The sequence below is a fragment of the Micromonospora sp. LOL_015 genome, from assembly GCF_048060275.1.
Classification (GTDB): domain Bacteria; phylum Actinomycetota; class Actinomycetes; order Mycobacteriales; family Micromonosporaceae; genus Micromonospora_E.
The window spans coordinates 406957-423626 of the sequence record NZ_JBHMIO010000001.1; the positions used below are offsets into that span (position 1 = coordinate 406957).

At 72.7% G+C, this 16670-nt stretch carries 15 protein-coding genes; 8 read left to right on the forward strand and 7 right to left on the reverse strand.

Annotation, left to right across the window (positions count from 1 at the left end; all coding sequences use genetic code 11):
• Positions 1 to 114 precede the first annotated feature (114 nt).
• On the forward strand, positions 115 to 1113 hold the full coding sequence (locus ACFHWU_RS01735; protein ID WP_416551504.1) for an aldo/keto reductase family protein: 999 nt from the start codon (positions 115 to 117) through the stop codon (positions 1111 to 1113).
• A gap of 106 nt (positions 1114 to 1219) precedes the next feature.
• Here ACFHWU_RS01735 and ACFHWU_RS01740 read toward each other — a convergent pair whose 3' ends face one another.
• On the reverse strand, positions 1220 to 2011 hold the full coding sequence (locus ACFHWU_RS01740; RefSeq protein WP_416551502.1) for a site-2 protease family protein: 792 nt from the start codon (positions 2009 to 2011) through the stop codon (positions 1220 to 1222).
• Between the two features lie 10 nt (positions 2012 to 2021).
• Positions 2022 to 2222, reverse strand: a complete 201-nt coding sequence (locus ACFHWU_RS01745) for a hypothetical protein (RefSeq protein ID WP_416551500.1) — start codon at positions 2220 to 2222, stop codon at positions 2022 to 2024.
• Positions 2223 to 2389: 167 nt separating this feature from the next.
• Here ACFHWU_RS01745 and ACFHWU_RS01750 point away from each other — a divergent pair, with 167 nt between their 5' ends.
• The 3 genes from ACFHWU_RS01750 to ACFHWU_RS01760 all read left to right on the forward strand — a co-directional run bounded on the left by ACFHWU_RS01750 (position 2390) and on the right by ACFHWU_RS01760 (position 6327).
• On the forward strand, positions 2390 to 4093 hold the full coding sequence (locus tag ACFHWU_RS01750) for a bifunctional adenosylcobinamide kinase/adenosylcobinamide-phosphate guanylyltransferase (protein WP_416589649.1): 1704 nt from the start codon (positions 2390 to 2392) through the stop codon (positions 4091 to 4093).
• Complete coding sequence (locus ACFHWU_RS01755) at positions 4090 to 4887, forward strand: adenosylcobinamide-GDP ribazoletransferase (RefSeq protein WP_416551496.1); 798 nt, start codon at positions 4090 to 4092, stop codon at positions 4885 to 4887. Before ACFHWU_RS01750 ends, ACFHWU_RS01755 begins: the two co-directional genes overlap by 4 nt.
• 135 nt (positions 4888 to 5022) lie before the next feature.
• Positions 5023 to 6327: a DUF2314 domain-containing protein gene (locus tag ACFHWU_RS01760; protein WP_416551494.1), complete on the forward strand. Its 1305-nt coding sequence runs from the start codon at positions 5023 to 5025 to the stop codon at positions 6325 to 6327.
• A 48-nt stretch (positions 6328 to 6375) separates the two neighbouring features.
• On the opposite strand, the gene gcvT is transcribed toward ACFHWU_RS01760, so the two are convergent.
• The gene (gcvT, locus tag ACFHWU_RS01765; RefSeq protein ID WP_416551492.1) at positions 6376 to 7503 is read right to left on the reverse strand and encodes a glycine cleavage system aminomethyltransferase GcvT; all 1128 of its coding nucleotides are present in this window, start codon (positions 7501 to 7503) and stop codon (positions 6376 to 6378) included.
• 136 nt (positions 7504 to 7639) lie between these two features.
• Between gcvT and ACFHWU_RS01770 the strand changes: the two genes are divergently transcribed.
• Entirely contained in the window at positions 7640 to 9229 is a 1590-nt protein-coding gene (locus ACFHWU_RS01770; protein ID WP_416551490.1) for a leucyl aminopeptidase, read from the forward strand.
• A 57-nt stretch (positions 9230 to 9286) separates the two neighbouring features.
• On the opposite strand, the gene ACFHWU_RS01775 is transcribed toward ACFHWU_RS01770, so the two are convergent.
• Positions 9287 to 9622: a hypothetical protein gene (locus ACFHWU_RS01775; protein WP_278170383.1), complete on the reverse strand. Its 336-nt coding sequence runs from the start codon at positions 9620 to 9622 to the stop codon at positions 9287 to 9289.
• Positions 9623 to 9879: 257 nt separating this feature from the next.
• Between ACFHWU_RS01775 and lpdA the strand changes: the two genes are divergently transcribed.
• The 3 genes from lpdA (at position 9880) to ACFHWU_RS01790 (ending at position 14125) form a co-directional block, all read left to right on the forward strand.
• On the forward strand, positions 9880 to 11268 hold the full coding sequence (gene lpdA / locus ACFHWU_RS01780) for a dihydrolipoyl dehydrogenase (RefSeq protein ID WP_416551487.1): 1389 nt from the start codon (positions 9880 to 9882) through the stop codon (positions 11266 to 11268).
• Between the two features lie 19 nt (positions 11269 to 11287).
• On the forward strand, positions 11288 to 13087 hold the full coding sequence (gene sucB / locus ACFHWU_RS01785) for a 2-oxoglutarate dehydrogenase, E2 component, dihydrolipoamide succinyltransferase (RefSeq protein ID WP_416589650.1): 1800 nt from the start codon (positions 11288 to 11290) through the stop codon (positions 13085 to 13087).
• A gap of 135 nt (positions 13088 to 13222) precedes the next feature.
• Positions 13223 to 14125 (forward strand): TIGR01777 family oxidoreductase, encoded by a 903-nt coding sequence (locus ACFHWU_RS01790; protein WP_416551483.1) that lies wholly within the window; start codon positions 13223 to 13225, stop codon positions 14123 to 14125.
• 44 nt (positions 14126 to 14169) lie between these two features.
• Here the strand turns inward: ACFHWU_RS01790 and ACFHWU_RS01795 are convergent, their stop codons facing one another.
• The 3 genes from ACFHWU_RS01795 to ACFHWU_RS01805 are packed head-to-tail and all read right to left on the reverse strand — an operon-like array spanning position 14170 to position 16573.
• Positions 14170 to 15192, reverse strand: a complete 1023-nt coding sequence (locus ACFHWU_RS01795) for an LLM class flavin-dependent oxidoreductase (protein WP_416551481.1) — start codon at positions 15190 to 15192, stop codon at positions 14170 to 14172.
• Positions 15182 to 15574 carry an SCO5389 family protein gene (locus tag ACFHWU_RS01800; protein ID WP_416551479.1) on the reverse strand — a complete coding sequence of 131 codons (393 nt, stop codon included), beginning with the start codon at positions 15572 to 15574 and terminating at the stop codon, positions 15182 to 15184. Before ACFHWU_RS01800 ends, ACFHWU_RS01795 begins: the two co-directional genes overlap by 11 nt.
• 21 nt (positions 15575 to 15595) lie before the next feature.
• Entirely contained in the window at positions 15596 to 16573 is a 978-nt protein-coding gene (locus tag ACFHWU_RS01805) for an ATP-binding protein (RefSeq protein WP_416589651.1), read from the reverse strand.
• Positions 16574 to 16670: the final 97 nt, after the last annotated feature.

Consider the following 16670-nt stretch of genomic DNA (forward strand, 5'->3'; position numbering starts at 1 on the left):
TCGGTGCCCGTACCGGACAACCGGTCCGTTGGCACCGTCGCGAGATCGATTTACCGCTGTACGCAAGCTTATGCCGAACGCCCCGGCGGGCCGACGGCCGACTAGGGTTGAGGCATGGAATTCCGACACCTAGGCCGCTCCGGCATGCTCGTCAGCGAGATCTCCTACGGAAACTGGATCACCCACGGATCGCAGGTGGAGGAAGAGGCAGCCAACGCCTGCGTACGCGCCGCGCTGGACGTCGGCATCACCACCTTCGACACCGCCGACACGTACGCCGGCACTCGAGCCGAGGAGGTGCTCGGCCGAGCGCTGCGTGGCGAACGCCGGGAAGGGCTGGAGATCCTGACCAAGGTCTTCTGGCCGACCGGCGAGGGACGCAACGACCGGGGATTGTCCCGCAAGCACATTATGGAGTCGATCAACGGCTCGCTGCGCCGGCTGCAGACCGACTACGTCGACCTCTACCAGGCACACCGGTTCGACTACGCCACTCCGCTGGAGGAGACGATGGAGGCTTTCGCCGACATCGTGCATTCCGGCAAGGCCCACTACATCGGGGTCTCCGAGTGGAACGCCGCACAGATCCGTCAGGGCCACGCTCTGGCCCGTGAGCTGAAGATCCCGCTGGTGTCCAACCAGCCGCAGTACTCGATGCTGTGGCGGGTCATCGAGGCCGAGGTGATCCCGGCCAGCGAGGAACTCGGCGTCGGGCAGATCGTCTTCTCGCCGCTGGGTCAGGGTGTGCTCACCGGCAAGTACCAGCCTGGTCAGCCACCGCCGGCCGGCTCGCGGGCCACCGACCAGTCCGGGGGTGCGACGTTCATCGCACGGTTCATGACCGACCAGACGCTGAGCACCGTGGCGCAGCTCAAGCCGCTGGCCGAGCAGGCCGGCCTGTCGATGGCCCAGCTGGCCCTCGCCTGGGTGCTGCAGAACCCCAACGTGTCGTCGGCCATCATCGGTGCCACCCGGCCCGAGCAGGTGCGCGACAACGTCAAGGCCAGCGGGGTCCAGCTGGACGGCGGTGTGATGAAGGCCATCGACGAGATCCTGGAGCCGATCGTCGAGCGGGACCCGGGTCGGACCGTCAGCCCGGCCAGTCGGCCGTAGCCGGCACCGTGCCAGGTCATGCCGCTGCGGCACACCGCAGCGGCATGACACACTGGCCGACGCGTTCGGCCCGGCACGGGTACCCCGCCGCCGGACCAGGCAGCCCTCAAGACCAGAACCGGATCAGCGCCAGACCGTAGCTGTAGAGCGGGGCGGGCAGCCCGAGCAGGTCGCCGAGCCGGAACACGGCCTGGAAGAACGCGCCACCGATCTGGTCGTCCCACAGCAACGCGAACAGGCCGATGAAGCCGAACGGCGCGAGCACCTGGTAACCGCGCTGCCAGGCCGGCGGCAGCCACGGTTGGATCATGTTGCCGCCGTCCAGTCCGGGGACCGGCAGCAGGTTGAGCACACTGGCGGTCAACTGCAGAAAGCCCAGCAGGGCGATCCCTGCCCAGAACTCCTGTCGGGCACCCGGATCCACGCCGACGAGGAACGGCACCGCGAGCACCACCGCGAGGGACACGTTGACCGCCGGGCCGGCGAGGCTGACCAGGGTGTGCCGGACCCGGCCCGGAATGCGGTGCCGGTCCACCCAGACCGCGCCGCCGGGCAGGCCGATCCCGCCGAGCAGGACCACCAGCACCGGCAGCGCGACGGACAGCAGCGGATGGGTGTACCTGAACGGGTTCAGGGTCAGGTAGCCCCGGTGCGCCACGCTGCGGTCACCGAACCGGTAGGCGACCAGCGCGTGCGCGTACTCGTGCAGGCAGAGCGAGACCAGCCAGCCGCTGACCACCAGCACGAAGACGGCCAACCGGGCGTACCGCTCACTTGACCAGGCGAGTGCGCCGCTGCCGGCCACCAGGGCGACCAGGACGAGGAAGACCGGGCTGGGCCGCCAGCTCGTCGCCGGCCGACCGGCCAGCGGGCCACCCGACGGCCCGTCGGACGGCACCGGCCGCATCTCACTTGCCTGCCGGCAGCAGACTCATCTGGTACTCGGTGCGGCCGTCTTCCAGCAGCTCGACCGAGGCGACGCCCGCTGCGGCCAACTCCCGCCAGGTCTGGCCGATCCAGGACTCGGCGTCGGCCTGGGTGCCGAACGTCTCGGTCGGCCCCTGCGCGGGCTGACCTTCCGCGTCCACGTACCGCCAACTCCATGGCATATCGCTGCTCCCGTTAGCTTCCAGTGCGCTTCAACCCAGTGCGCTTCAACCCTCGGCGATGGATGCCCCCAAGCCTAGCCGCGACCGGTGACATCCCACCGCACCGGAGCACCGCCGGCACCGCCCCGGCAGGTCACGGCCGGCCGCGCCCGCCGTAAGGTACGGGCATGTCCGTTGGCGGGTGGCAGTCCATTCTCGTGCTCGGTGGGATCCGGTCCGGCAAGTCCGACTACGCCGAGTCCCTGGTCACCGGGAATCCGTTGGTGCGTTACGTGGCGACGGGAGCGGCGGATCCGTCCGACGCCGAGTGGCTCGCCCGGATCGAGGAGCACCGGGCACGCCGGCCGACCGACTGGCACACCGACGAGGCCACCGGGGATCCGGGCCGGCTGATCGAAGCGATCTCATCGGCCCGTGCGGAGGAGACGCTGCTCGTCGACGACGTGGGCGGCTGGGTCGCCGCGCTGCTCGATCCGGCTCGGCAACCGGCCGATGACCGGGGCGCCATCGCTGAGCTCGCCGCCGCGGTGCGGTCCTGTCCGGCCCGGTTGGTACTGGTCAGCCCGGAGGTGGGGCTGGCGCTGGTGCCGTCCACACCGGTCGGCCGGGCGTTCGCGGATGCGCTCGGCCTGACCAACCAACTGTTGGCCGAGGTGGCCGACGCGGTGGTGCTGGTCGTGGCCGGACAGCCGGTGCAGCTGAAGTCGACCGGGCTGGCCGCAACCGAGCAGGCCAGGCCGGAGCCGACCGAGCAGGCCAGGCTGGCGAGCGGCCCGGAGCAGCCTGAGCAGGCCGGCCCGGAGCTGGCGGCGGCCGATGGTTCCGGCACGGCGGCGCAGATCACCCCCGGGATGACCCTGCCGATGCCGGCAGAGAGGACCCGGGCCGCCGGCGTCGCCCGGCTGGGCCGGCTGGACCTGCCCGGCGCCGGGTTCGGTGCGCTCGAGAATGTCATCGGGTTCGCCGCCGGTACGCAGGACGCGGCCAGCCCGCGACCGTGGGACCCGGTCCAGGTGGTGCTGATCCACGGCGACCACGAAGGTGGAGTCGCCGCCGGCGACAGCCCGCAGGACTCGGCGCGCCGGGCCGACCAGGCCCGCGCCGGCCACGGGGCCCTGGCGCGGCTGGCCGCCACCGCCGGTGCGGTCGTCGACGTCGTCGCCGCTCCCGTCGCCGCCCCGATCGAACACCGATCGGCGCTGACCCCCGACGAGGTGGACAGCGCGTTGGCGACCGGGTGGGAGGTGGCGCAGCGGGCCGGCCGGGCCGGCGTGGCGGCGATCGTCATCGCCGCCTGCGGCGCGGGCGGTGCCGCCGCAGCGGCCGCGGTCGTCGCGGCGACCACCGGCGCGGAGCCGGCGGCGCTGCTCGGCCGGGTGCCGGCGGCGGGCGGAAAGGTCGACGACGGCGCGTGGATGTCACGGTGCGCTGCGGTACGTGACGCGCTGCACCGCACTCGGCGCGGCACCCGTGGTGCCCGGGAGGTACTGGCCGAGTACGCCGGCGGGGAGATCGCGGTGGCCACCGGGGTGCTGCTCGGTGCGACCACCAACCGGATCCCGGTGCTGTTGGACGGTCCGGTCGGGGTGGCCGCCGCGCTGGTCAGCCGGGATCTCGCCGGCCAGGCCCGGCACTGGTGCCTGCTGCCCGACCATGGTCGGCAGCCGACTGTGCGGCACGCGGCGGACGTACTCGGCCTGACCCCGCTGCTGGACCTGCGGCTCGACCTGGGTGAGGGCGCCACCGCGCTGGCCGCGTTGCCGCTGCTGCGTTCGGCGCTCGCCCTGGCCGACACGCTCGACGAGCACCCGACGTTCGCCGGACCGGGGCCGGCCGGCCCCGGTCCGGCCGCTGCCGACCCGGTGCGGTGACCGGCGCGCGGCCCACCGGTGCGGTGCACACCGTCTCCGCCGGCGTCCGGCTCGCCGTCACCACCTTCACCGTGTTTCCGCTGCGGCCCGGCGCGGTGCACCGGGCGGCGGCGGCCGTGGCGATGTCGGTCGCCCCGGTGGTCGGCCTCGGGCTGGGCGTGCTCCTCGCAATGGCCCTGCTCGCGCTCTCGGCCGCCGGCACCCCCGCGCTGGTCGCCGCAGCGCTCGTGACGGGCCTGGCCGCAGCGTCGACCCGGGGACTGCACCTGGATGGGCTGGCCGACACCGTCGACGCGCTCGGCTCACACCGGCCCGCTGACGGCGCACTGGCGGTGATGCGCCGGCCGGACGTCGGTCCGTTCGGCGTGGTTGCCCTGGTCGTCGTACTGCTGGCGCAGACGGCGTCGCTCGGGTCGCTACCGGCCGGCCGGTCGTGGCCGGCGGTCCTGGCGACGGTCGCCGCCGCAGTCGCGGCAGGCCGGCTCGCGGTCACCTGGGCCTGCCGCCAGGCCGTGCCGGCCGCCCGACCGGACGGGCTCGGCGCGCTGGTGGCCGGCACCCAGCGGTGGCCGGCGGTGGCGGCCGGCACGGTCCTGGTCGCCGCCGTGGCGGTCGCCGCCGTACCCGACCGCCCCTGGCAGGGGCCGCTGGTCGTGCTGGGCGCGGTGCTGCTGTGGCTGATCTGGCTGCGCCATCTGGTACGCCGGTTCGGCGGGATCACCGGCGACGTGCTGGGTGCCGGCGTCGAGTTCACCAGCACCGCCGTCTACCTCGGCCTGGTGACCGTGCGGTAACCCGGTGGCCGGTGAGCGGCGGCGCCGACCGTGCGCCGGCCACGGGCCATGGCGATCGGCAACCTCGGCCGCCACGGGTCCGGTGCGCGGTAGCGTTCACCTCGCCAGCCACGTACGACCCGGGGGGACAACCTGATGGCCGCGAGTTCGGACGACCTGCTGCTGCCGGTTCCGGTGCCGGAGTCGCTGGTCGCCACCTACCTGGTCCCGGTGGTACCGCCGGACGTGGCCGTACCGGATGCGCTGGACGCGGTGGACCGGCTCGGTGACCGGCTGTCCCGGCCGGTACGTGACCTGACCCGGCAGGTGCTCGGCAGCCCGCTGATGACCGTGCAGACCCGCCCGGTCGACCGGCTGCCGGAGCTGCCGCCGGACCTGTTGGCCGCGTTCGGGGCCACCGGCGGTCAGCTGGCCCGGCTGCGCACCGCGCAGCGTTGCGTGGTGGTGCAGGCCAGCTACCGGCCGGGTTGGCCGCCGGCGCACGAGTGGGCCGCGCGGGCGGTCGGCGCGGCGCTGGCCGACGCGCTCGGCGTCGACCTGATCGACCTGTTCGGGCTGCAGTTCCTCGACCCGGCCGGCGCGTTGCGGTCGCTGCCCGACGCCGACGGACGGATCCGCCTGGTCGACTGGGTCCTGGTGCCCTACTCCCCCGACGACGACGGGCTCTGGTTCACCACGAAAGGGCTACGTCGGTTCGGGCTGCTGGAGCTGCAGGCGCAGCAGGTGCCGCCGAGATTCGTCCGGGCCTGGGGGGCGATCATGACCGGGACCGCCCGACGGCTGCTGCGGATCTGGACCGAGGCGTTGGCTGAACCGGAGCCGCCGGCCTTCGTCCAGCTGCCGGTGAACCTGCCGGTGTCCGGTCACGACATCGCCGTCGCGTACGGCAACCAGGACCGGCACGATTCGGCGGGTTCTGCGCTCCTGCGGATCGTGCTGGACCCGTCGACCGATCCGGAGGCCGACTCCTTCCTCACCCTCCGTCCGCCGCCGCAGGTGGCCGACAGCGACGCCGGGGACTATTTCACCCAGGTCTGCGGCGAGCTCTTCGGCGCCGGGCAGCCGGAGATCCACTACGCTCGACAGAGCGACGCGATGGCGCAGGCGATCACCACCGCCCGCCGGTCGCTGGGCGAGGTCCGGGCCCGGTTCCTCGCCCGCACGCTCGGGGGTCAACTGCTGGTCAAGTACGGTCTCACCGCGCCGGACGGCCACGAGTACGTGTGGGCCAGCGTCACCGGCTGGCCGCATCCCGGCCGGATTCACGCGGCCAGCACGGTCGACGCGGTCTGCGACCCGACCGTACGGGTCGGCAGCCCGGTCGAGGTGCACGCCGCGGACGTGGTCGACTGGGCGCTGATCAGCGGGGACCGGATGGTGGAGGGTGGTTGGACCGAGTCGGTGCTCGATCAGGGCGACCGGGGCCCGATCGGGCGGTGAACGGCCCGGCCGGGCGCTGAGCCGGGACGCAGGCAGCGCAGCTGGCAGTCAACGCACCGATGACGGCACGAACGGCGGGGTCACCACCCGCATCGGCGCGCGCCGGCCGCGCACGTCGACCTGCACCTCGACACCTTCGGTCGGCACTGCGGCGGTGTCCAGCAGAGCCAGGCCGACGCCTGTCTTGCGGGTCGGCGAGAACGTACCGCTGGTCACCGCACCGACCTGCGCTCCGTCGAGCAGCACCGCCATGCCGGGTCGCGGGATGGCCCGCTGTACGGCCTGCAGACCGCGCAGCAGCCGGGCCGGCCCGGCCGCCTTCTCCGCCAGCAGTACGGTCCGACCCCAGAAGTCCGGTTTGCGCCAGCCAACCGCCCAACCGAGCCGGGCCTGCACCGGGGTGACCGCCACCGTAAGGTCCTGACCGTGCAGCGCATACCCCATCTCGGTACGCAGCGTGTCCCGCGCGCCCAGCCCGCAGGCCCGCGCGGCGACCGGTGTCTCGGCGGCCAGCAGCAGGTCCCACACCCGGCCCGCCGCCTCGGCCGGCACCACCAGTTCGTAGCCGTGCTCGCCGGTGTACCCGGTCCGGCAGACGACCAGGTCGGTGCCGGCCAGCCGACCGGCGGCGAAGCTCATGTACGGATGCCCGGTCGGCAGCCCCAGCCCGGCGAGCAGTCCGGCCGAGGCAGGTCCCTGCACCGCCAGTACGGCGTGCCCGGTGTGCTCGTCGGTCACCGTGACCCCGCCCGGCGCCGCCGCCCGCAGCCGGCCGACCACCTCGCCGGTGTTGGCCGCGTTGGGCACCAGGAACACGTGGTCGTCGGCGTACCGGTAGGCGATGATGTCGTCGACGACGCCGCCGGTGGCGTCGTCGCAGCAGAGCGTGTACTGGGCCGAGCCGGCGGTGATGCGGTCCAGGTCGTTGCTGAGACAGGAGTTGACGAACGCCGCCGCGCCGGGTCCGGTGACCCGGGCCTTGCCGAGGTGCGACACGTCGAACACGCCGACGGTGTCACGCACCGACTCGTGCTCACGCAGTACGCCGCCGCCGGCGTACTCCAGCGGCATCTGCCAGCCGCCGAAGGCCGCGAACTTCGCGCCGAGCGCGACGTGCCGGTCGTGCAGTGGGGATTTGCGCGGCGCGCCGTCCCCGGTCATGGTCACCTCGGTCATGGGAGGCAACTTACCGGCGGACCCGCAGGTAGCTAGCATCGGCGGGGCACCACCCCGTCCGGCGGAGCAAGTTGCGCCGGAGACCAACCCGCCGGTCGCCCACAAGGCGACCGGCCCAGCTGCCCGGAGATGCCGAGTGACATCAACCACCACAACCCTGGACCTGGTCGACACCGACCCCGCTGAGCTGGCCGTGGACGCGCTGGTGATCGGCGTACACAGTCAGGACCAGCCGGACGCAGACCAGGCGGCGGACGGCGCGCCGGGCACGACGCCCGCCCTGCTGCTGGCGACCGGGGCGGAGAGCATCGCGGTCGCGTTCGAGGGTCGACTGACCGAGACCCTTAGTCTACTCGGCGCCACCGGAGCCGCCGGCGAAGTGATCAAGCTGGCCACGCTCGGTACGGTCGGGCCGCCGCTGCTGGTCGCAGTCGGGCTGGGTCCGGAGCCGACCGGCGCGGCACCCGCCCCGGAGACGCTGCGCCGGGCCACCGGCGCGGCGGTACGGGCGCTCGCCGGCACCTCGCGGGTCGCCGTGGCGCTGCCGGTCCCGGATGACGCGGACGGACCGGCGGCACTGCGCGCGGTCGCCGAGGGCGCGCTGCTCGGTAGCTACCGGTTCGCCGGCTACAAGACCCGGCCGCAGCCGGGTCGACGGGCACCGGTCGCCTCGATCGCCCTGCACGTCACCGACGCCGCCGACCCCGCGGTGCGGGCCGAGGTGGCCCGGGCAGAGGCGGTCGCCGCGGCGGTGATCGCCTGCCGGGACTGGGTGAACACCCCGCCGAACGAGCTGCGGCCACCGGCGTTCGCCGATTCGGTACGGGACGCTGCGGTCGCCGCCGGGCTGACCGTGCAGGTGCTGGACGAGCAGGCGCTGGTCGACGGGGGCTACGGCGGGATCCTCGCCGTGGGCGGCGGCTCGGCCGCACCACCCCGGCTGGTGATCCTCTCCTATACCCCGCCGGAGGCGGCCCCGGACGCCCCACGGGTCGCGCTGGTCGGCAAGGGCATCACCTTCGACACCGGCGGAGTGTCGATCAAGCCGGCGCAGGGCATGTGGGAGATGAAGTCGGACATGGCCGGCGCGGCCGCCGTCGGGGCGGCGATGCTGGCGATCGCCGCGCTGCGGCCGTCGGTGCCGGTCACCGCGTACCTGCCGATGGCGGAGAACATGCCGTCGGGTATGGCGTACCGGCCCGGCGATGTGGTGACCATGTTCGACGGCAAGCGGGTGGAGGTGCTCAACACCGACGCCGAGGGCCGGATGGTGCTCGCCGACGCGATGGCCCGGGCCTGCGCGGACGGCTGCGACTACCTGCTCGAGACCTCGACGCTGACCGGCGGTCAGGTGGTCGCGCTGGGCAAGCGGATGGCCGGGGTGATGGGCAGCGACGAGCTGTGTGCCCGGGTACGGGCCGGCGGGGACGCGGTGGGTGAGCCGGCCTGGCCGATGCCGCTGCCCGACGACGTCCGCAAGGGCATGGAGTCGGAGGTGGCGGACATCAGCCAGGTGAACTCGGCGATGGACCGGGCCGGCCACATGCTGCAGGGCGGGGTGTTCCTCCGCGAGTTCGTCAGCGAGGGGGTCGCCTGGGCGCACCTCGACGTCGCCGGCCCGGCCTACCACTCCGGCGAGCCGTTCGGCTACTGGAGCAAGGGCGGCACCGGCGTACCGGTGCGCACGCTGGTGCACCTGGTGCAGGACATCGCGGCCAACGGCTGACCCGTCACAGCCCGACGTGGGTCGGGTGCCGGCCGGCACCCGACCCACGCGGGGACGTCAGCCCCGGTCGGCCCGGTCGGCCCGCTTGCGCCGTTCGTTGAAGTCCCGCATCCGCTGCGGGTAACCGACCAGCGCCACGTCGTAGATCGGGATGGCCATCTTGTGCGCGAAGCGACGGGCGGTGTCCGGGCCGTCGACCCGACGACGGGTCCACTCACCGTCGTACGCGATGAGCATCACCGTCGTCTCGGTAACCGTGGTCCGGGGCTCGATGAACGCCTCGACCCCGCGGCGGCTGCGGACGAACTCCTCGAGATGGTCGAGATCGGCCCGGTTCGCCGGCCGGCCTCCCGGTGCCCCGCTCGACTGCTTGCGCCGACGAAACCACGCCACCGGCGTTCCCCTCCCCCAGCTGACAAGACCGCGCAGGTGCCGGCCGGGCGGCCTGATGCGGTCGGGCCGGCCCGGCTGTCCCACGCCCGCGCGCATAGACGGACAGGGCAAGCCTACGTTGCGACCACGTGTCCTTGGGCACCTCGTTGAGCGTTCAGACACTACAAGTGACAAGATGACCGGGGAAAGTCTGCCCGTTCCATGGGACGACGCAGGGGACGGCCCTCCTGTGCAGCGACGTGACCTGGGAGTGAACTGTGAGTGAGCCGAACGGCGGGACCTTCGACCTGGTCATCCTCGGCGGCGGTAGTGGAGGCTACGCGGCTGCCCTGCGCGCCGTACAACTCGATTTGTCGGTAGCCCTGATCGAGAAGGACAAGGTCGGTGGCACCTGCCTGCACCGTGGCTGCATCCCCACCAAGGCGCTGCTGCACGCCGCCGAAGTGGCCGACAACGCGCGCGAGTCCGAGCAGTTCGGCGTCAAGGCGGACCTGGTCGGCATCGACATGGCCGGAGTGAACAGCTACAAGGACGGCGTGGTCGGCCGGCTGTACAAGGGCCTGCAGGGCATGATCAAGTCTTCGAAGATCACCTACGTGGCGGGCACCGGCCGGCTGGTCGGCCCGGACACCGTCGAGGTCGACGGGGCCCGGTACACCGGCCGCAACGTGATCCTGGCCACCGGGTCCTACTCACGCAGCCTGCCCGGCATCGAGGTCGACGGCGAGCGGATTCTGACCAGCGAGCACGCGCTGGAGCTGGACCGGGTGCCGTCGTCGGCGATCGTGCTCGGCGGCGGGGTGATTGGTGTCGAGTTCGCCAGCGTCTGGCGCTCCTTCGGGGTCGACGTGACCATCGTCGAGGCGCTGCCCCGGCTGGTCGCCGCCGAGGACGAGGAGTCGTCCAAGGCGCTGGAGCGGGCGTTCCGCAAGCGCGGCATCGGGTTCAAGACCGGCAAGCCGTTCGAGAAGGTCGAACGTACCGAGTCCGGCGTCCGGATGACGATCGCCGGCGGCGAGACCCTGGAGGCCGAGCTGCTGCTGGTCGCCGTCGGGCGCGGGCCGGTGACCGCCAACCTCGGGTACGAAGAGCAGGGTCTGAAGATGGACCGTGGCTTCGTGCTGACCGACGAGCGGCTGCGGACCAACCTGCCGAACGTCTACGCCGTGGGCGACATCGTGCCTGGCCTGCAGCTGGCCCACCGCGGTTTCCAGCAGGGCATCTTCGTCGCCGAGGAGATCGCCGGCCGCAACCCTGCGGTGATCGACGAGAACGGCATCCCCCGGGTCACCTACTCGGACCCTGAGCTCGCGTCGGTCGGGCTGACCGAGGCGAAGGCCAAGGAGCAGTACGGGGCCGACAAGGTCAAGACCTACAACTACAACCTCGGCGGCAACGGCAAGAGCCAGATTCTCAAGACCGCCGGCTTCGTCAAGCTCGTCCGGGTCGTCGACGGCCCGGTCGTGGGACTGCACCTGGTCGGTGCCCGGGTCGGCGAGCTGATCGGCGAGGCACAGTTGATCTACAACTGGGAGGCCGACCCGGCCGACGTCGCACCACTCGTACACGCCCACCCGACCCAGGGCGAGGCGCTGGGCGAGGCCCACCTGGCCCTGGCCGGCAAGCCGCTGCACGCACACGCCTGACTAGAGGAGTCTTGTAGATATGCCGGTATCGGTCACCATGCCCCGGCTCGGCGAGAGCGTCACCGAGGGCACCGTCACCCGCTGGTTGAAGCAGGAAGGCGACCGGGTCGAGGTCGACGAACCGCTGCTGGAGGTCTCCACCGACAAGGTCGACACCGAGATCCCGTCGCCTGCGGCCGGGGTGCTCACCCGGATCGTGGTGAGCGAGGACGAGACCGCCGAGGTGGGCAGCGAACTCGCGGTCATCTCCGGTGGTCAGGACGACAGTGGGCAGCAGGACGACAGCGGACAGACCGCCCCCGCCGCGACCACGTCGCAGGAACAGCCCGCCGAGCCGGAGCCGGCCGCAGCGCCGGCCCAGCCAGCGGCCGACAGCTCCCCACCCGCGACCGGTGGCGACGCCACCGCGGTCCGGATGCCAGCCCTCGGCGAGAGCGTCACCGAAGGCACCGTCACTCGCTGGCTCAAGCAGGTCGGTGAGTCCGTCGAGGTCGACGAACCGCTGCTGGAGGTCTCCACCGACAAGGTCGACACCGAGATCCCGTCGCCGGTCGCGGGGACGCTGCTGGAAATCAAGGTGCCGGAGGACGACACCGCCGACGTCGGTGCCGAACTGGCCCTGGTCGGCAGCCCGGGCGGGGCCTCGGCTCCGGCGGCACCGGAGCCCGCCGCCGCACCGGAGCCCGCCGCCGCACCGCCGGCCGAGCCCGCCCAACCGACGTCCGCGGCCAAGCCGGAGCCGGCCGCTACCGCGCCGGCCCAGCCGGGTGCCTCGTACGCCAGCCCGGCCCCGGCCACCGAGTCTGCCGCAGCAGCGCAGGCCGCACCGCCGGCACCGCAGACCGCTCCGGCGGCACCGCCGGCCAGCGCCAACGGTGACGGCGGTTACGTCACCCCGCTGGTCCGCAAGCTCGCCGCCGAGCAGGGGGTCGACCTGGCCTCGGTGCGCGGCACCGGGGTCGGCGGGCGGATCCGCAAGCAGGACGTGCTGACCGCGGCCGAGCAGGCGCGGGCCGCCGCCGAGCAGGCCAAGGCCGAACAGGCCAAACCGGCGGCGCCGGCCACGACGGCGGCCAAGGCGCAACCCAGCCCGCTGCGCGGCCGGACCGAGAAGATGAGCCGGACCCGGACCGTCATCGCCAAGCGGATGCACGAGTCGCTGCAGAGCTCGGCCCAGCTGACCACGGTCGTCGAGGTCGACGTGACCAAGATCGCCCGGTTGCGGGCCCGGGTCAAGGGCGACTTCCAGGCCAAGCACGGCGTCAAACTGTCGTTCCTGCCGTTCTTCGCGCTGGCGGCGGTGGAGGCGCTGCGTACCTACCCGGTGGTCAACGCCTCCATCGACATGCAGGCCGGCACGATCACCTACCCCGACGGGGAGCACCTCGGCGTGGCGGTGGACACCGAGCGGGGTCTGCTGGTGCCGGTGATCCGCGACGCCGGCGATCTCAACCTCGGCGGGCTGGCGCGGCGGATCGCCGACGTGGCCGACCGGACCCGGACCAACAAGATCGGGCCCGACGAGTTGTCCGGTGCCACCTTTACGCTGACCAACACCGGCAGCCGGGGGGCGCTGTTCGACACCCCGATCGTGCCGTTGCCGCAGGCCGCCATCCTCGGCACCGGAGCGGTGGTGAAACGCGCCGCCGTGGTCGACGATCCGGAGTTCGGCGAGATCATCGCACCCCGGTCGATGGTCTTCCTGGCGCTGTCCTACGACCACCGGCTGGTCGACGGCGCGGACGCCGCCCGCTTCCTCGGCGCGGTCAAGGAGCGGCTGGAGGCCGGCGCGTTCGAAGGCGAGCTCGGCCTGTCCTGACCGCGTTCCACGACAGAGCGACCCCGGTTGCCGCAGCGGTGGGTGCCGGCCGATCCCGGCCGGCACCCACCGCCGTTCTGCACCGGATGGCGGTGGTCCGCATCCGGCACCACCGCGATCAGCGAAGATGTCCGCATGCGCATCCTGCTGGCCGGCGCGTCCGGCTTCCTCGGCACCAGACTGACCGACCACCTGCACAGCTGCGGACACGAGACCGTACAGCTGGTCCGCCGACCGGCGCGCGGGCCGGCTGAGTTCAGCTGGTCGCCGTCGGCCGGGCAGCTCGATCCAGCGGTGTTCACCGCCATCGACGCGGTGATCAACCTGGCCGGTGCCGGGGTCGGCGACAAGCGTTGGACCGACGGTTACAAGGCGTTGATCCGGTCCAGCCGGGTGGACAGCACCACCACGCTGGCCACCGCGATGGCCGGGCTTGCGGCAGCGGACCGACCGGCGGTGCTGCTGAACTCGTCAGCGGTCGGCTGGTACGGCGACACCGGCGACCAGCCGGTCGAGGAGAACGCCCCGGCCGGTGAGGGTTTCCTGGCCGACGTGGCCCGGGTCTGGGAGGCGGCCACCGGGCCGGCCGAGAACGCCGGCGTACGGGTGGTCCGGCTGCGCACCGGTCTGCCGTTGCACCGCGACGGCGGTCTGCTCAAGCCGCAGCTGCTGCCGTTCCGGCTCGGCCTGGGCGGCAAGCTCGGCAGCGGGCGGCAGTGGGTGCCGTGGATCGCCATGCAGGACTGGCTGCGGGCGGTGACCTTCCTGCTGGATCACGATGACATCTCCGGCCCGGTCAACGTGGTCGGGCCGGCGCCGGTGACCAACGCGGCGTTCGGCAAGGCGCTCGGGGCGGCGGTGCACCGACCGGCGGTGCTGCCGATCCCGGCGTTCGCGTTGCACGTGGCGCTGGGCGAGTTCGCCACCGAGGCGCTGCGGTCCTCCCGGGTGTTGCCTGGGGCGCTGACCGAGGCCGGGTTCACCTACCGGTACCCGGACCTGCCGGACGCGCTGCACGCCGCCCTGACGCAGGCGTGACCTCGCACCGGGTGGCTTCCGGACCGGTCAGAGCTCCGGACCGGTCAGAGCAGGGCCGGAAGCAGATCGGTGCCGATGGCGGTGATCAGGTCGCCGGTGCCGGCCGGGCCGGCGCCCTCGACCATCAGCACCAGCCGGTGGGCGCCGACGGTCGCCGCGCTGGCGGCGAGCCGCGCGGCGCACTCGGCCGCGCTGCCCAGTGGGTGGATTCGCAGCAGGCGCTCGGCGTAGCCGTCGAGGTCCCGGTGGGCCGGCGACGAGCCGTCGATCCGGACGTACTCCCGGGTGGTGGCCAGCCAGGGTGGCAGGGTCCGGCGAAGCTGACGCTCGGCGGCGGCCCGGGAGTCGGCGAGCCCGATCAGATGCACCGAGGCGTGCGGCACGACGGCCGGGTCGTGCCCGTTGGCGGCGGCGACGTCGGCGTACCGGGCCAGCGTGGCGGCCTTCGCCGCGTCGTCGTCGTGCACCCCGAGCAGCAGCGGATGCCCTCGGGCGGCCGCGAGGTCGACCGTCGCCGACGAGGTCGCCGCCACCCAGACCGGGATCGGGCGGGCCGGTCGGGGCACCACCGGCACGTCGCGGAACGTGAAGAACCCGCCGTCGGCGCCGACCGTCGCCGCGCCGGAGAGCCAGCACCCCAGCAGGTCCAGCGACTCGGCGAAGCCGTCCCGGTACCGGTCCAGGCCGGTACCGAAGACCTCCAGATCCACCCAGGGACCACCGCGGGCGACCCCGAGCCGGAACCGGCCGGCGGAGACCGTGTCCAGCAGGACCGTCTCCTCGGCGAGCGCGACCGGATGCCGGTTGGACAGTACGGCCGCCGCGGTGCCGACGGCGATCCGACGGGTGGCGCCGAGCAGGTAGCCGGCGAGGGTGGTGGCCGACGGGCACTGCCCGTACGAGACGAAGTGGTGTTCGGCCAGCCACACGCCGCCGAGGCCGGCTGCCTCGGCGGCGCGCGCGTAGTCGACGGTGGCCGGCAGACCGTGTGCCGCCAGCAGGAACAGGTCCACTGCCGGCCGGTTCAGGTCGCCGGCCACCGGCGCGGTGGTCGGATCAGCAGTCACGCAGCTCGGGTGACTGGTTGCGTAGCTGGGCCACCGGGGAGATGAACTCCTGGTAGGTCTCACCGCCGACGGCGGAGAGTTTGAAGGCGGCCACCCGGTGGCAGTTCTGGAAGGCGAACTTGACGCCGAAGTGCCGCTCCAGGCCGCCCCGGATCGCGTCGCTGGCCAGCGCCCGCAGCAGTTGGCCACGCTCGGCCTCGCTGGGAGGCGGCACCGCGTGGTCGGCGAACTCGGCCGTGCCGCCCTGGGCCTCGGCGGCCACCTGGGACACCACCGACCAGGCGTACGGCAGGGACTGGCGTACGCAGTCGACGAACTCAGCATCGTCGATCCGGCCGGCTTCGGCCCGCTCCAGCAGGGCGGCGGGTACGTCGAGGGACATGCTTTCTCCTCACGCTGACGGTCAGCGGACCAGCAGATCTGGCCCGAGTACGAACTCCGGGTCGACCTGGTCGGCGAGGTTCTCGCCGACCCGGTCGTTGGCCCAGGCGGCGGCGTTACGCAGGTGGAACTCCACCGCCTGCCGGGTGTAGCTGGCCCAGTCCTTGCCACAAGCATCGACGGCCGTACGCATCGTGTCCAGCGCGTCACGGTTCGCCGGCTCCATCGCGGTGATCGGCTGGTGTCGACCCCGCTCGGCCGCCTTGACAAAGGCCGACCGGCCGATCCAGGTCAGCAGGTCAGCGCCGACGTGCTCGCGCAGGAAGTCCACGTCCGACTCGTCGTCGATCTTGTTGCCGATCACGTGCACGCGTACGCCGTAGTCGCGGGCGTACCCGACGTACTGCCGGTAGACGCCGACGCTGCGCACCGTGGGCTCGCAAACCAGAAAGGTGGTGTCGAACCGGGTGAACAGCCCGGAAGCGAACGAGTCGGCCCCGGCGGTCATGTCGACGACCACGTACTCGCCGGCGCCGTCGACCAGGTGGTTGAGCAGCAGTTCCACCGCGCCGACCTTGGAGTGGTAGCAGGCGACACCGAGATCGTCGGTGGCGAACGGCCCGGTCACGGCGAGCCGAATGCCGGCCACCTCGCGGACCAGCGCGTCGTAGATCCGGTTGACCCCGGCGACGGTGAGCAGCCGCGAGCCACGCCCGGGCGGGGTGGTCTTGACCATCGCCGCGGCCGAGCTGATCCGGGAATTGTCGCCGCGCAGGTACTCCTTGATGTCGGCCAGGTGGTCGCCCAGCGCCGGCAGCAGCACCGCCTCGTCGTCGCTGGCGCCGAGGGCCGCGGCGAGATGCTGGTTGATGTCGGCGTCGACCGCCAGCAGCGGCGGCGCACCATCGACGCCGACCGGGGTGGCCGCGAGGTGGCGGGCGAACAGGGCCGCCAGGGTGGTCTTGCCGCTGCCACCCTTACCGACAAAACAGATCTTCACCGTGGATCTCTCCCAAACAACTCAACAGGTACGCGTACATTGGAAGTCATTTCCAATAACTTCGTCAAGCCTAGGTACGGCACGGGCGTGTCGGGCG